We start from the raw sequence: 16,430 nt of genomic DNA, 5'->3' as shown, positions 1-16,430 counted from the left end.
GTTATTATCTAGGCCGGAATTTTTGAGACATATGGCTCAAAAATTAGGGATGAAATTCCTACAGGAAGTTGCTCCCGTCCGCACAATCTAAGGGAAATAGTTAAAAAATAATTTATATAAGTTATAAGACATTGAAATAGAACAAAATCTAGAAAGGGAACCTATGTTACACAACGCATTTGCCTATGTTACAAGGAAGTTTTTCAAATCGATTGTTATCTTCCTGATTATTCTCCTCATGGCGAGCTTGAGTTTGGTCGGCTTGTCGATCAAGGGAGCTACTGCCAAGGCTTCTCAGGAGACCTTTAAAAATATCACCAATAGCTTCTCCATGCAAATCAATCGTCGCGTCAATCAAGGAACGCCACGTGGTTCTGGGAATATCAAGGGTGAGGATATCAAAAAAATCACCGAAAATAAGGCCATCGAGTCTTATGTTAAACGCATCAACGCTATCGGAGATTTGACTGGATACGACCTCATCGAAACGCCAGAAACCAAGAAAAATCTCACTGCAGACCGTGCCAAACGGTTTGGAAGCAGTTTGATGATTACAGGTGTCAATGACTCATCTAAAGAAGATAAATTTGTCTCTGGCTCATATAAGCTGGTTGAAGGTGAGCACCTAACCAACGACGACAAGGACAAGATTCTCATGCACAAGGACTTGGCAGCCAAACACGGTTGGAAAGTCGGAGATAAGGTCAAATTGGACTCTAATGTCTATGATGCAGACAATGAAAAAGGTGCCAAGGAAACAGTCGAAGTGACAATCAAGGGGCTCTTTGATGGTCACAATAAGTCAGCAGTAACCTATTCACAAGAACTCTATGAAAATACAGCTATCACAGACATTCACACAGCTGCAAAACTTTATGGATACACAGAAGACACAGCTATTTATGGGGACGCAACCTTCTTTGTAACAGCAGACAAGAACTTGGATGACGTCATGAAAGAGTTGAATGGTATCAGCGGTATCAACTGGAAGAGCTACACACTTGTGAAGAGCTCCTCTAACTACCCAGCTCTTGAGCAATCCATCTCTGGTATGTACAAGATGGCCAACCTCCTCTTCTGGGGTAGCTTGAGCTTCTCAGTCCTTCTCCTTGCACTCTTGCTTAGTCTTTGGATCAACGCCCGTCGCAAGGAAGTGGGAATCCTCCTCTCTATCGGTCTCAAGCAGGCAAGTATCTTGGGGCAATTCATCACCGAATCGATCTTGATTGCCATTCCTGCTCTTGTTTCGGCTTACTTCCTAGCCAACTACACAGCTCGAGCAATCGGAAATACTGTTCTTGCCAATGTCACTTCAGGTGTTGCCAAGCAAGCCAGCAAGGCTGCTCAAGCCTCTAATCTTGGTGGTGGTGCAGAAGTAGACGGCTTTAGTAAGACCTTGTCGAGCTTAGATATTTCTATTCAGACATCAGACTTTATCATCGTCTTTGTCCTTGCTCTGGTTCTAGTGGTTCTCGTTATGGCGCTTGCCTCAAGCAATCTCCTCAGAAAACAACCAAAAGAACTCTTGCTCGATAGCGAATAAAAACTTGCTACCTATTCTCCCCTAAATGGGGTATAATATAGGTAGCATTTTTATCTGTTTTGTCTTGATAATACTCTTCCTATCGGGATGAAACAGAGATGATTTAAAAGAAAATTAAAGGAATGTGAAACGTTTTTCTATGAAAATTTTAATTGTAGAAGATGAAGAGATGATCCGTGAGGGAATCAGTGACTATTTGACGGATTGTGGTTATGAAACCATTGAGGCAGCAGACGGTCAGGAAGCTCTAGAAAAATTTTCCAGCTATGAAGTAGCCCTAGTACTACTGGATATCCAGTTGCCTAAGCTCAATGGCCTAGAAGTCCTAGCCGAGATTCGTAAAAGCAGCCAGGTTCCTGTCTTGATGCTGACCGCCTTTCAGGATGAGGAATATAAGATGAGCGCTTTTGCTTCTCTAGCAGACGGCTATCTGGAAAAACCCTTCTCCCTCTCCCTCTTAAAAGTGAGGGTAGACGCGATTTTCAAGCGCTACTACGATACAGGACGAGTCTTCTCCTATAAGGATACCAAGGTGGACTTTGAGAGTTACAGTGCAAGCCTCGCAGGTCAAGAAGTGGCTATCAATGCCAAAGAGTTGGAAATTCTGGACTATCTGGTGAAAAATGAAGGACGGGCCTTGACTCGTTCTCAGATTATCGATGCTGTCTGGAAGGCGACAGATGAGGTCCCCTTTGATCGTGTTATTGATGTCTATATCAAGGAACTGCGGAAAAAGCTAGACTTGGATTGTATTCTCACTGTGCGCAATGTTGGTTATAAATTGGAGCGAAAATGAAACGAACAGGTTTATTTACAAAGATATTTATCTATACCTTCTCGATTTTTAGTGTTCTGGTTATTTGTCTTCATTTAGCCATTTATTTTCTCTTTCCCTCGACTTATCTGAGTCATCGTCAGGAAACCATTGGCCAGAAAGCGACAGCCATTGCCCAGTCCCTAGAAGGAAAGGATAGGCAGAACATCGAGCAAGTGTTAGATTTGTATTCCCAGACTAGTGATATTAAGGGGGCCGTCAAAGGAGAGATGACCGAGGACAAGTTAGAAGTCAAGGACAATCTTCCTCTGGACACAGACCGCCAGACCACCTCTCTCTTTATCGAGGAGCGTGAGGTAAAAACGCAAGATGGTAGCACTATGACTCTCCAATTTCTAGCTTCAATGGACTTGCAAAAGGAAGCAGAGCAGATTAGTCTCCAATTTCTCCCCTATACCTTGCTGGCATCCTTTCTGATTTCCCTCTTGGTAGCCTACATCTACGCTCGAACCATTGTTGCCCCGATTTTGGAAATCAAGCGGGTGACCCGTAGAATGATGGAACTAGATGCTCAAGTGCGATTGCGCGTGGATTCTAAGGATGAGATAGGTGATCTCAAGGAACAAATCAATAGCCTTTACCAGCATCTCTTGACTGTCATTGCGGACTTGCATGACAAGAATGAAGCTATTCTCCAGCTGGAGAAGATGAAGGTTGAGTTCTTACGAGGGGCTTCTCATGAGCTGAAAACCCCTCTGGCTAGTTTGAAAATCCTAATCGAAAATATGAAAGAAAATATCGGTCGTTATAAGGATAGAGACCACTATCTGGGAGTTGCCTTGGGGATTGTGGACGACCTCAGTCACCACGTTCTCCAGATATTGTCTCTTTCCTCTGTTCAGGAATTGCGAGACGAGAAAGAAGAGGTTGACCTCCTTCAGATGACGCAAAGTCTGGTTAAGGATTATGCCTTGCTAGCCAAGGAGAGAGAACTTCAGGTAGACATTAGCCTAACCCATCAGCAGGCTTACATAAACCCATCTGTCATGAAACTGATATTATCGAATCTCATCAGCAATGCTATCAAGCACTCCACTCCAGGTGGCTTGGTTCATATCGGCGAGAGAGAAGGAGAACTCTTTATCGAGAATAGCTGTAGTCCTGAAGAACAGGAAAAACTGGCCCAGTCTTTTTCTGACAATGCTAGTCGCAAGGCCAAGGGTTCGGGGATGGGGATCTTTGTGGTCAAAAGTTTATTAGAACACGAGAAATTACCTTATCATTTTGAGATGCAGGGTGATCGATTGACCTTCTTCATACGTTATCCCAAAGTCATTCAAGACTAAAAGAAAGAAAGGGTTTACATTGATTGAGTTGGAAGAAATTCAATCTAAAGTATGGGAAAAACTAGCTTTTTTTATCAAAAAGTGATAAAATGAACAATGTAAATGGGATGTCCCAAAAAATATATAGGAGGCCTGACAAATGGCAATCGTTTCAGCAGAAAAATTTGTCCAAGCAGCTCGTGACAACGGTTATGCAGTTGGTGGATTTAACACAAACAACCTTGAGTGGACTCAAGCTATCTTGCGTGCAGCAGAAGCTAAAAAAGCTCCAGTTTTGATCCAAACTTCAATGGGTGCTGCTAAATACATGGGTGGTTACAAAGTTGCTCGCAACTTGATCGCTAACCTTGTTGAGTCAATGGGTATCACTGTACCAGTAGCTATCCACCTTGACCACGGTCACTACGAAGATGCACTTGAGTGTATCGAAGTTGGTTACACTTCAATCATGTTTGACGGTTCACACCTTCCAGTTGAAGAAAACCTTAAATTGGCTAAAGACGTTGTTGAAAAAGCACACGCTAAAGGTATCTCAGTAGAAGCTGAAGTTGGTACTATCGGTGGTGAAGAAGACGGTATCATCGGTAAAGGTGAATTGGCTCCAATCGAAGACGCTAAAGCAATGGTTGCAACTGGTATCGACTTCTTGGCAGCTGGTATCGGTAACATCCACGGTCCTTACCCAGCAAACTGGGAAGGTCTTGACCTTGACCACTTGAAGAAATTGACAGAAGCTCTTCCAGGCTTCCCAATCGTATTGCACGGTGGTTCAGGTATTCCTGATGACCAAATCCAAGCAGCTATCAAACTTGGTGTTGCGAAAGTTAACGTTAACACTGAATGCCAAATCGCATTCGCTAACGCAACTCGTAAATTTGCTCGTGACTACGAAGCAAACGAAGCAGAATACGACAAGAAAAAACTCTTCGACCCACGTAAATTCTTGGCTGACGGTGTAAAAGCTATCCAAGCATCAGTTGAAGAACGTATCGACGTATTCGGTTCAGAAGGTAAAGCATAATCTAGCTGAACAATACAGATGAAACCTGCCCATTGGGTGGGTTTTTTGTGTCTGGATATATAGCGAATATACTGTAGAAGAACCAATCTTAAGTTGCTAAAAGGTTCTATTTTTTGTACAATAATGCTATGAAAATACTGAAAAAATGGTTTCTTGGCATTCTTAGTTTCATTCTTTTGTTTTTACTCGCTACATTCATCTTTCACCGTATCAGTTTGGAAAAGGAAGAAGCCTCACTATCACCTATGGGACAACAAGTTCTTGTCAATGGACATCAAATAAATATTTACGTTGAAGGGGATGGACCTGAGACTATAGTAGTTCTCTCAGGTGCTGGTATTGCTTCTCCCATATTGGACTTTAAAAATGTATCGGAATCCTTATCGAAACGATATAAGGTAGTCATCGTGGAGCGAGCGGGATATGGTTATAGTGATGATAGCAATCATTCAAGAGATGTGATGGATGTTTTGTCTGAGACTCGCCAAGCTCTTTCCCAAGCAAATATCACAGGGCCGTTTATCATTCTGTCTCATTCCATGGCTAGTCTAGAGAGTTTGGCTTGGCAGGAGAAGTATCCTGATGAAGTGAAAGCCTTGATTGGTCTGGATTGGGCACTGCCGTCAAGTTATGAGGATTTAAAGCAAAATCAGGCCTTGTCAACTGTGGCATATTGGAGCAGCAAGATTGGTTTATTACGCTACTTCCCTGAGTCTTTTTATATAAAAAATCAAACTCTGATCGAAAGTGAACGAAAACAATATAAACTTCTAGCTTATAAGCAGTTGATGTCACAAGCTATGTTTCATGAATCCCAAACGGTAAAGGAAAATGCCAAGAAAGTTACTTCAAACATTAATCCGAAAATTCCGGCCTTACTAATGGTTTCTAATGGTGATGGTACTAGCTTTAGCCAATTTGAGTGGCGACGTTATGCAGAGAGATTTGCAAGCGACCAGTCTAATGTTCAAGTCGTCTATATGGATGCGCCTCATGACCTCTATCATTATAAAAGTCATGAAATAGTTTCTCAGATTGAAGATTTTTTAAAGAGTAATTGATGGTTTAGAGATCATTTTAATTTTAGACTGATGACAATAATTGAAAGGTAATGACTTATGAATAATTCTTATATTTTACTTAGACATGCTCATTCAAAATTTTCAAGTGATGATTTTAATAGAACTTTGTCAGAAAAAGGATTTTTATCTCTTGACCAGTTAGAGTTTTTGAATTTTTTTAATATTGATTATTATTTTTCTAGTCCTTATAAACGAGCATTTGAAACGATTAATAGCTCGCCAATTCAATTTGATAAAATAGTTCTTGATAATCGGTTACGAGAGCGAAAATTATCTTCAACCTTTATAAAAGATTCTGAGTTTGAAGACAGTATTAAATATTTATGGCAAAATCCTAGTGAATCTCTTTCAGAAGGGGAATCAAATCAAGACGCACTAGCTAGAGTACTAAATTTTTTAATGGAATTGGAAGAGAGATACTCAGAAAAAACGATTTTACTTAGTTCACACGGGAATTTGATAGGAATACTACTAAATCACTTTGATTCCAGTTTTGATTATGAAAAATGGGAGCAAATGACCTTTCCAGATTGTTTTCTAATTGATAGAAATGGGATTGTGAAAAGAATTATGAAAGATTAGTTCTTTGATTAAATAGTGAATTATATTGATCAAAATAGTTTTCTTTTTACAGTTCGTAACCTGCCCAGTGGGCAGGGTTTTTTTAGTGTTCTAGGAAATTATCAAACCAGAATTTTGATTCAAAAGTATTATTTTAAGAGAGAAATCTCTAATTTCATAATCTATAGGCAAACGCTTGCATTCTAGTTTTTATTGGACTATAATAGGTTGGTATAAAGCCTTCTGTAGTAATAAAATGTAGAAGTTGTAGAAAGTAAGGATTTAGATATTTGTAGTCAAAAATACAATGTTGCTATTCCTTGCGATAGGGAGATAGATATGGCAATGATAGAAGTGGAACATCTTCAGAAAAATTTTGTGAAGACTGTTAAGGAACCAGGCTTGAAAGGGGCTTTGCGCTCCTTTATTCATCCTGAAAAGCAGACCTTTGAAGCGGTCAAGGATTTGACTTTTGAGGTACCCAAGGGCCAAATTCTAGGTTTTATCGGCGCAAATGGTGCTGGGAAGTCAACAACCATCAAAATGCTGACAGGGATTTTAAAACCGACATCTGGTTTTTGTCGGATTAACGGCAAGATTCCGCAGGACAATCGTCAGGATTATGTTAAAGATATTGGTGTGGTCTTTGGACAACGTACCCAGCTATGGTGGGATTTGGCTCTGCAAGAGACCTATACGGTCTTAAAAGAGATTTACGATGTGCCGGACTCGCTCTTTCATAAACGCATGGACTTTTTGAATGAAGTCTTGGATTTGAAGGACTTTATCAAAGACCCCGTGCGGACTCTTTCACTGGGGCAACGGATGCGGGCGGATATTGCGGCTTCCTTGCTCCACAATCCTAAAGTTCTCTTTTTAGATGAGCCGACCATTGGTTTGGACGTTTCGGTCAAGGACAACATTCGTCGGGCTATTACCCAGATCAATCAGGAGGAAGAAACAACTATCCTCTTGACCACTCACGACCTGAGCGACATTGAGCAACTCTGTGATCGAATTTTTATGATTGATAAGGGGCAAGAGATTTTTGATGGAACGGTTAGCCAGCTCAAGGAGACCTTTGGCAAGATGAAGACTCTTTCCTTTGAACTGCTACCAGGGCAAAGTCATCTTGTCTCTCACTATGAAGGCTCTTCGGATATGACCATTGATAGACAAGGAAACAGCCTCAATATTGAATTCGACAGTTCCCGCTACCAGTCGGCTGATATTATCAAGCAAACCCTGTCTGATTTTGAAATCCGCGATTTGAAGATGGTGGATACGGATATTGAGGATATTATCCGTCGCTTCTATCGAAAGGAGCTCTAAGATGGTCAAATTGTGGAGACGTTATAAACCCTTTATCAATGCAGGGATTCAGGAGTTGATTAGCTATCGAGTCAACTTTATTCTCTATCGGATTGGTGATGTCATGGGAGCTTTTGTGGCTTTCTATCTCTGGAAGGCGGTCTTTGATTCCTCGCAAGAGTCTTTGATTCAGGGCTTTAGCATGGCAGATATCACCCTTTACATCATCATGAGTTTTGTGACTAATCTTTTGACCAGGTCAGATAGCTCCTTTATGATTGGGGAGGAGGTCAAGGATGGTTCCATTATCATGCGTTTGTTGCGACCAGTGCATTTTGCGGCTTCTTACCTCTTTACAGAGCTTGGATCCAAGTGGTTGATTTTTATCTCTGTTGGACTGCCATTTTTAAGTGTCATTGTCTTGATGAAAATTTTATCTGGGCAAGGAATTGTAGAAGTACTGGGATTAACCATCCTTTATCTCTTTAGCTTAACCCTAGCCTACCTGATCAATTTTTTCTTTAATATCTGCTTTGGATTTTCAGCCTTTGTCTTTAAAAATCTATGGGGTTCCAATCTACTCAAGACTTCTATAGTGGCCTTTATGTCTGGAAGTCTGATTCCCTTGGCTTTCTTTCCAAAGATTGTTTCTGATATTTTGTCCTTCTTGCCTTTTTCATCTTTGATTTATACTCCAGTTATGATCATTGTTGGGAAATACGATGCCAGTCAGATTCTTCAGGCGCTTTTGCTACAGTTCTTCTGGCTCATAGTGATGGTGGGCTTGTCTCAGTTGATATGGAAACGAGTCCAGTCCTTTATCACTATTCAAGGAGGTTAGTATGAAAAAATATCAACGCATGCATTTGATTTTTATCAGACAATACATCAAGCAAATCATGGAATACAAGGTCGATTTTGTGGTGGGCGTGTTAGGAGTTTTTCTGACTCAAGGCCTGAACCTCTTGTTTCTCAATGTGCTCTTTCAACACATTCCTTCCTTAGAAGGCTGGACTTTTCAAGAAATCGCCTTTATCTATGGATTTTCCTTAATTCCCAAGGGACTAGATCATCTCTTTTTTGACAATCTCTGGGCTCTGGGACAACGCTTGGTGAGAAAGGGAGAGTTTGATAAGTATCTGACGCGTCCTATCAATCCTCTTTTTCACATTCTGGTTGAGACCTTTCAGATTGATGCCTTGGGTGAACTTTTGGTCGGAGGTATTTTGCTAGGGACAACGATGGCTAGTATTGCTTGGACTCTTCCCAAATTCTTGCTTTTCCTAGTCTGCATTCCTTTTGCGACCTTGATTTATACTTCCTTGAAAATCGCGACTGCCAGTATCGCTTTTTGGACCAAGCAGTCAGGCGCCATGATTTACATTTTTTATATGTTTAATGACTTTGCCAAGTATCCGATTTCCATTTATAATTCGCTTCTTCGTTGGTTGATTAGCTTTATCGTGCCTTTCGCCTTTACGGCCTACTATCCTGCCAGCTATTTCTTGCAGGACAAAGACGGGCTCTTTAACATTGGTGGGTTGATGTTGATTTCCCTTGTTTTCTTTGTTATTTCTTTAAAACTCTGGGATAGGGGCTTGGATGCCTACGAAAGTGCGGGTTCGTAAGAGATAAGATAGGATGAGAGTTAAAAATTAAATATGTTACAAACAACCGTTGAAAATTATAGCGGTTGTTTTTGCATGTTTATTAAGGCATAAATTCTATCCATACCCCTTTTTGCGATTTTGGTAGTTATTCCAGTTAATTGCTACTATTTTTGATGGTGTGAATGTGCTGATAATGTATCCCAGTTAACTACGAAAGTTTTGGGTTTATATTTTTTAATGTACATTAAAAAAAAAATTAATGCGTGTTAATTTTTCTTGACTTAAAATTTTTTAATTGATATACTATTTTTCAGAGAGCTAACAATTATATATAAATGTACTACTCTATCCCACTAGATAATACGTCATAAAACTTTTTATAACAAAGGCTAGCAAGGTTAAAGTTTTCTATCTATTGGGTTTAAAATAAAAAATGAAGGAATTATAATGAAAAAAAGTACGGTATTGTCATTAACTACTGCTGCAGTTATTTTAGCAGCATATGCCCCCAATGAGGTAATTTTAGCAGATGCACCTAGTTCTGAAGATGCTTTAAAAATTTCTGGTAAAGAAAAAGTAGTAGCAGATAAAGAAACAGAAAAAAATGAACAATCTGAAGAACTTCATAATGTTATAGAAACTTCAAAGGATACTGAGGAGAAGAAGACAACAGTTATTGAGGAAAAAGAAGTTGTTAGTAGAAAGCCTAAGATAGACAAAAAAACTAGTAACGAAGGAGCAAGTATCAAAGAAGACTCCAATCAATCCAAAGGAGATGATGCGAACTCATTTGTAAATAAAGATACAGAAAATCCTAAAAAAGAAGATAAACTTGTCTATATTGCTGAATTTAAAGATAAAGAATCTGGAGAAAAAGTAATTAAGGAACTATCCAATCTTGAGGATACAAAAGTTTTATATACCTATAATACGATTTTTAATGGCGCTGCCATTGAAACAACTCCAGATAATTTGGACAAAATTAAACAAATGGAAGGTGTTTCGTCGGTTGAACGATCACAAAAAGTCCAACCAATGATGAATCATGCCAGAAAGGAAATTGGAGTTGAGGAAGCTATTGATTACCTAAAGTCTATTAATGCTCCATTTGGGAAAAATTTTGATGGTAGAGGTATGGTCATTTCAAATATCGATACTGGAACAGATTATAGGCATAAGGCTATGAGGATCGATGATGATGCCAAAGACTCAATGAAATTTAAAAAAGAAGATTTAAAAGGCACTGATAAAAATTATTGGTTGAGTGATAAAATCCCTCATGCGTTCAATTATTATAATGGTGGTAAAATCACTGTAGAAAAATATGATGATGGTAGGGATTATTTTGACCCACATGGGATGCATATTGCAGGGATTCTTGCTGGAAATGATACTGAAAAAGATATCAAGAACTTTAATGGCATAGATGGAATTGCGCCTAATGCACAAATTTTCTCTTATAAAATGTACTCTGACGCAGGATCTGGGTTCGCGGGTGATGAAACAATGTTTCATGCTATTGAAGATTCGATCAAACACAATGTCGATGTTGTTTCGGTATCATCTGGCTTTACGGGAACAGGTCTTGTAGGCGAGAAATATTGGGAGGCTATTAGAGCATTAAGAAAAGCTGGAATCCCAATGGTTGTTGCTACAGGTAATTTTGCGACTTCTGCTTCAAGTTCTTCTTGGGATTTAGTAGCCAATAATAATCTGAAAATGACAGATACTGGAAATGTAACACGAACTGCCGCACATGAAGATGCGATAGCGGTCGCTTCTGCTAAAAATCAAACCATTGAGTTTGATAAGGTTAACATTGGAGGACAAAGTTTTAAATACAGAAATATAGGAGCTTTTTTCGATAAAAATAAAATCCTAACAAATGAGGATGGGTCAAAAACTCCAAATAAATTAAAATTTGTATATATAGGCAAAGGTCAAGACAAAGATTTGATAGGCTTGGATCTTAAGGGCAAAATTGCAGTAATGGATAGAATTTATACCAAGGATTTAAAAGATGCTTTTAAAAGAGCAACGGATAAAGGCGCACGTGCCATTATGGTTGTAAATACTGTAAATTACTACAATAGAGATAATTGGACAGACCTTCCAGCTATGGGATATGAAGCGGATGAAGGGACTACTAGTCAAGTATTTTCAATTTCAGGAGATGATGGTGTAAAATTATGGAACATGATTAACCCTGATAAAAAAACTGAAGTCAAAAGAAATAATAAGGAAGATTTTAAAGATAACTTAGAACAATACTATCCAATTGATATGGAAAGCTATAATTCTAATAAACCGAATGTAGGTGATGAAAAAGAAATTGACTTTAAATTTGCAGCTGACACAGACAAAGAACTTTATAAAGAAGATATTATAGTCCCAGCAGGGTCTACATCTTGGGGGCCAAGAACAGACTTGCTTTTAAAACCGGATGTTTCAGCACCTGGTAAAAATATTAAATCCACTCTAAATGTTATCAATGGTAAATCCACTTATGGTTATATGTCAGGAACTAGTATGGCAACTCCAATCGTAGCAGCTTCTACTGTTTTGATTCGACCAAAATTAAAGGAATTGCTTGAAAGACCTGTCTTGAAAAATCTTAAGGGAGATGACAAAATAGACCTTACAAGTCTTACAAAAATAGCTCTACAAAATACTGCAAGACCTATGATGGATGCAACCTCTTGGAAAGAAAAGAGTCAATACTTTGCATCACCTAGACAGCAGGGAGCGGGGCTAATTAATGTTGCCAACGCTTTGAGAAATGAAGTTGTAGCAACTTTCAAAAATACAGATTCTAAAGGTTTGGTAAATTCATATGGTTCCATTTCTCTTAAAGAAATAAAAGGTGATAAAAAATACTTTACAATTAAGCTTCACAATACCTCAAACAGACCTTTAACCTTTAAAGTTTCTGCATCAACTGTAACTACAGATGCTCTAACTGATAGGCTAAAACTCGATGAAACATATAAAGATGAAAAATCTCCGGACGGGAAGCAAATTGTTCCAGAAATTCACCCAGAAAAAGTCAAAGGAGCAAATATCACATTTGAGCATGATACTTTCACTATAGGTCCAAATTCCAGCTTTGATTTAAATGCGGTTATAAATGTTGGAGAAGCTAAAAACAAAAATAAATTTGTAGAATCATTTATTCATTTTGAGTCAGTGGAAGAAATGGAAGCTCTAAACTCCAACGGTAAGAAAAGAAACTTCCAACCTTCTTTGTCGATGCCTCTAATGGGATTTGCTGGGAATTGGAACCACGAACCAATCCTTGATAAATGGGCCTGGGAAGAAGGATCAAAATCAAAAGCAATGGAAGGTTATGATGATGATGGTAAACCAAAAATTCCAGGTACCTTAAATAAGGGGATTGGTGGAGAACATGGTATAGATAAATTTAATCCAGCAGGAGTTATCCAAAATAGAAAAGATAAAAATACAACATCCCTAGATCAAAATCCAGAATTATTTGCTTTCAATAACGAAGGAATCAACGCACCTTCATCAAGTGGCTCTAATATTGCTAAAATCTATCCTTTAGATTCAAATGGAAATCCTCAAGATGCTCAACTTGAGAGAGGATTAACGCCTTCTCCACTTGTATTAAGAAGTGCAGAAGAAGGGGTGATTTCAATAGTAAATACAAATAAAGAAGGAGAAAATCAAAAAGACTTAAAAGTCATTTCGAGAGAACACTTTATTAAAGGAATTTTAAACTCTAAAAGAAATGATGCAAAGGGCATTAAATCTTCTAAGCTAAAAGTTTGGGGTGACTTGAAATGGGATGGACTCATTTATAACCCTAGAGGTAGAGAAGAAAATGCCCCAGAAAGTAATGACAAAAAAGATCCTGCTACTAAGATACGAGGACAATTTGAACCGATTGCGGAAGGCCAATATTTCTATAAATTTAAATATAGATTAACCAAGGATTACCCATGGCAGGTTTCCTATATTCCTGTAAAAATTGATAACACACCTCCAAAGATTGTTTCAATTGATTTTTCAAACCCTGAAAAAATTAAGTTAATTACAAAGGATACTTATCACAAGGTCAAAGAGCAATACAAGAATGAAACGTTATTTGCGAGAGATCAAAAAGAACATCCTGAAAAATTTGACGAGATTGCCAACGAAGTTTGGTATGCTGGGGCCGCTCTTGTTAATGAAGATGGAGAGGTTGAAAAAAATCTTGAGGTCACTTATGCAGGTGAGGGTCAAGGACGAAATAGGAAACTTGACAAAGACGGAAATACCATTTATGAAATTAAAGGTGCAGGAGATTTAAGAGGAAAAATCATTGAAGTGATTGCATTAGACGGTTCTAGCAATTTCACAAAGATTCATAGAATTAAATTTGCTGATCATGCTGATGAAAATGGGATGATTTCCTATTATCTAGTAGATCCTGATCAAGATTCATCTAAATACCAAAAGCTTGGCGAGATTTCCGAATCTAAATTTAAAAATTTAGAAAATAGAAAAGAGGATAGTCTTAAAAAAGATACAACTGAAGTAGAACATCATCAAGAAAATGAAGAGTCTATCGAAGAAAAATCTAGCTTGACTATTCATAAAACTATTTCAACAATTAGAGACTTTGAAACTAAAGACTTAAAGAAACTAATTAAAAAGAAATTTAGAGAAGTTGATGACTTTACAAGTGAAACTGGTAAGAGAATAGAGGAATACGATTATAAATACGATGATAAGGGAAATATCATTGCTTATGACGATGGTAGTGCCTTACAATATGAAACTGAAAAACTTGATGAAATCAAATCAAAAATTTATGGCATTCTAAACCCGTCTAAAGATGGACACTTTGAAATTCTTGGAAAGATCAGTAATGTTTCTAAAAATGCCAAGGTATATTATGGCAATAATTATAAATCGATAGAAATCAAAACGACCAAGTATGATTCCCACTCAAAAACGATGACATTTGATTTATACGCTAATATTAATGATATTGTGGATGGATTAGCTTTTGCAGGAGATATGAGGTTTTTTGTCAAAGATGATGGTCAGATAAAAGCTGAAACTAAAATTAGAATGCCTGAAAAAAATAAGGAAACTAAAGCAGAATATCCGTATGCATCAAGTTATGGGAATGTAATAGAATTAGGAGAAGGAGATCTCTCAAAAAACAAACCAAACAATTTAACGGACATGGAATCTGGTAAAATCTATGCTGATTCAGAAAAACAACAATATCTGTTAAAGGATAATATCATTCTGAGAAAAGGCTATGCACTAAAAGTGACTACCTATAATCCTGGAAAAACGGATATGTTAGAAGGGAATGGAGTTTATAGCCAGGAAGATATAGCAAAAATCCAAAAGGCCAATCCTAATCTAAGAGTCTTATCAGAAACAACAATTTATGCTGATAGTAGAAATGTTGAAGATGGAAGAAGTACTCAATCAGTATTAATGTCGGCTTTGGACGGCTTTAACATTGTAAGATATCAAGTGTTTACATTTAAAATGAATGATAAAGGGGAGGCAATCGATAAAGATGGCAATCTTGTAACAGATCCTTCTAAACTGGTATTATTTGGTAAAGATGGTAAAGAGTACACAGGAGAGGATAAGTCCAATGTAGAAGCTATTAAAGAAGATGGCTCTACGTTATTTATTGATGCAAAACCAGTAAACCTCTCAATGGACAAGAACTACTTTAATCCATCTAAATCTAATAAAATTTATGTACGAAATCCAGAATTTTATTTAAGAGGTAAGATTTCTGATAAGGGTGGTTTTAACTGGGAGTTGAGAGTTAATGAATCTGTTGTAGATAATTATTTAATCTATGGAGATTTACACATTGATAACACTAGAGATTTTAACATTAAGCTTAATGTTAAAGACGGTGACATCATGGACTGGGGAATGAAAGACTATAAAGCAAACGGATTTCCAGATAAGGTAACAGATATGGATGGAAATGTTTATCTTCAAACTGGCTATAGCGATTTGAATGCGAAAGCGGTTGGAGTACACTATCAATTTTTATATGATAATGTAAAACCAGAAGTAAACATTGATCCTAAGGGAAATACAAGTATCGAATATGCTAACGGAAAATCTGTAGTCTTTAACATCAATGATAAGAGAAATAATGGATTCGATGGTGAGATTCAAGAACAACATATTTATGTAAATGGAAAAGAATATAAATCATTTGATGATATTAAACAACTAACAGATAAGACACTAAACATCAAGATTGTTGTGAAAGATTTTGCAAGAAATACTACCGTAAAAGAATTCATTTTAAATAAAGACACGGGAGATGTAAGTGAATTAAAACCTCATAGGGTAACTGTGACCATTCAAAATGGAAAAGAAATGAGTTCAACGATAGTGTCGGAAGAAGATTTTATGTTACCTGTCTATAAAGGTGAATTAGAAAAAGGATACCAATTTGATGGTTGGGAAATTTCTGGTTTCGAAGGGAAAAAAGACGCCGGCTATGTTCTTAATCTATCAAAAGATACCTTTATAAAACCTGTATTCAAGAAAATAGAGGAGAAAAAGGAGGAGGAAAATAAACCTACTTTTGATGTATCGAAAAAGAAAGAAAAAACACAATCTAATTCAACTAATGATGTCAATAGTATTGTTTCTGATGAAAATGATAAAAACTTTGAAATTAACAAGAACGTTTATCTAAATGAACAAGGGAACTTAACTAATAAAAATACCAACATCAATAGTAAATCAACTAGTAACAATCCTAATGAGTTGCCAAAAACCGGAACAGCAAGCGGAGCCCAGACACTATTAGCTGCCGGAATCATGTTTATAGTAGGAGCTTTTCTTGGATTGAAGAGAAAAAATAAAGATTAAGACAAAAGCTATAGAAAAAATGGTTTATGTACTGAGATTAGATAGTGAGGTGATGACATAGTTTTGTGAAAGTATTGATTTATAAATATATTATTTAGATTTCTATGAAAATGGGAGATTTAAAAGAGATATATGTAAAAGCCTTGTCTCAGGACAGGCTTTTTCTAATGGAGATGGGTTCTGTTTAAAATCCATTTCTTCGGCCTATTTAAAATATAATTACAAACGGTTGTTTATATTTTGTGGTATAATGTATTGTAATAAATACTTGTTTTGATACCAATCTAGAGATATTTTTATAG

At 37.3% G+C, this 16,430-nt stretch carries 10 protein-coding genes; all 10 read left to right on the top strand.

Going from position 1 to position 16,430, the window contains the following annotated elements; translation table 11 throughout:
- Positions 1–163: 163 nt before the first annotated feature.
- Entirely contained in the window at positions 164–1,543 is a 1,380-nt protein-coding gene (vex3, locus tag M1F65_RS04765; protein ID WP_042902562.1) for an ABC transporter permease subunit Vex3, read from the top strand.
- Positions 1,544–1,682: 139 nt separating this feature from the next.
- Positions 1,683–2,339: a response regulator transcription factor VncR gene (vncR, locus tag M1F65_RS04760; protein ID WP_042902561.1), complete on the top strand. Its 657-nt coding sequence runs from the start codon at positions 1,683–1,685 to the stop codon at positions 2,337–2,339.
- A complete protein-coding gene (gene vncS / locus M1F65_RS04755; protein WP_042902560.1) occupies positions 2,336–3,664 on the top strand; it encodes a sensor histidine kinase VncS in 1,329 nt (442 codons plus the stop codon). Before vncR ends, vncS begins: the two co-directional genes overlap by 4 nt.
- 139 nt (positions 3,665–3,803) lie before the next feature.
- Complete coding sequence (locus tag M1F65_RS04750; protein WP_001018995.1) at positions 3,804–4,685, top strand: class II fructose-bisphosphate aldolase; 882 nt, start codon at positions 3,804–3,806, stop codon at positions 4,683–4,685.
- A 128-nt stretch (positions 4,686–4,813) separates the two neighbouring features.
- The gene (locus M1F65_RS04745; RefSeq protein WP_247925571.1) at positions 4,814–5,746 is read left to right on the top strand and encodes an alpha/beta hydrolase; all 933 of its coding nucleotides are present in this window, start codon (positions 4,814–4,816) and stop codon (positions 5,744–5,746) included.
- 57 nt (positions 5,747–5,803) lie between these two features.
- A complete protein-coding gene (locus tag M1F65_RS04740) occupies positions 5,804–6,349 on the top strand; it encodes a histidine phosphatase family protein (RefSeq protein WP_247925570.1) in 546 nt (181 codons plus the stop codon).
- Between the two features lie 318 nt (positions 6,350–6,667).
- A complete protein-coding gene (locus M1F65_RS04735; RefSeq protein WP_247925569.1) occupies positions 6,668–7,660 on the top strand; it encodes an ABC transporter ATP-binding protein in 993 nt (330 codons plus the stop codon).
- 1 nt (position 7,661) lies between these two features.
- Positions 7,662–8,480, top strand: a complete 819-nt coding sequence (locus M1F65_RS04730) for an ABC transporter permease (protein ID WP_070569106.1) — start codon at positions 7,662–7,664, stop codon at positions 8,478–8,480.
- 1 nt (position 8,481) lies between these two features.
- Positions 8,482–9,267, top strand: coding sequence for an ABC transporter permease (locus M1F65_RS04725; protein WP_247925568.1), 786 nt, complete (start codon positions 8,482–8,484; stop codon positions 9,265–9,267).
- Between the two features lie 429 nt (positions 9,268–9,696).
- The gene (locus M1F65_RS04720; RefSeq protein WP_247925567.1) at positions 9,697–16,128 is read left to right on the top strand and encodes a S8 family peptidase; all 6,432 of its coding nucleotides are present in this window, start codon (positions 9,697–9,699) and stop codon (positions 16,126–16,128) included.
- Positions 16,129–16,430 lie beyond the last annotated feature (302 nt).

Origin of the sequence: Streptococcus oralis, from assembly GCF_023109195.1 — a bacterium.
GTDB lineage: Bacteria > Bacillota > Bacilli > Lactobacillales > Streptococcaceae > Streptococcus > Streptococcus oralis_BV.
Note: the sequence above shows the minus strand (reverse complement) of the source record. Positions and strands in the feature narration are given on the sequence as shown.

Excerpts from the sequence above, each read along its gene's own strand:
- vex3 (WP_042902562.1), top strand. The coding sequence starts at position 164 with ATGTTACACAACGCATTTGCCTATGTTACAAGGAAGTTTTTCAAATCG.
- vncR (WP_042902561.1), top strand. The coding sequence starts at position 1,683 with ATGAAAATTTTAATTGTAGAAGATGAAGAGATGATCCGTGAGGGAATC.
- vncS (WP_042902560.1), top strand. The coding sequence starts at position 2,336 with ATGAAACGAACAGGTTTATTTACAAAGATATTTATCTATACCTTCTCG.
- M1F65_RS04750 (WP_001018995.1), top strand. The coding sequence starts at position 3,804 with ATGGCAATCGTTTCAGCAGAAAAATTTGTCCAAGCAGCTCGTGACAAC.
- M1F65_RS04745 (WP_247925571.1), top strand. The coding sequence starts at position 4,814 with ATGAAAATACTGAAAAAATGGTTTCTTGGCATTCTTAGTTTCATTCTT.
- M1F65_RS04740 (WP_247925570.1), top strand. The coding sequence starts at position 5,804 with ATGAATAATTCTTATATTTTACTTAGACATGCTCATTCAAAATTTTCA.
- M1F65_RS04735 (WP_247925569.1), top strand. The coding sequence starts at position 6,668 with ATGGCAATGATAGAAGTGGAACATCTTCAGAAAAATTTTGTGAAGACT.
- M1F65_RS04730 (WP_070569106.1), top strand. The coding sequence starts at position 7,662 with ATGGTCAAATTGTGGAGACGTTATAAACCCTTTATCAATGCAGGGATT.
- M1F65_RS04725 (WP_247925568.1), top strand. The coding sequence starts at position 8,482 with ATGAAAAAATATCAACGCATGCATTTGATTTTTATCAGACAATACATC.
- M1F65_RS04720 (WP_247925567.1), top strand. The coding sequence starts at position 9,697 with ATGAAAAAAAGTACGGTATTGTCATTAACTACTGCTGCAGTTATTTTA.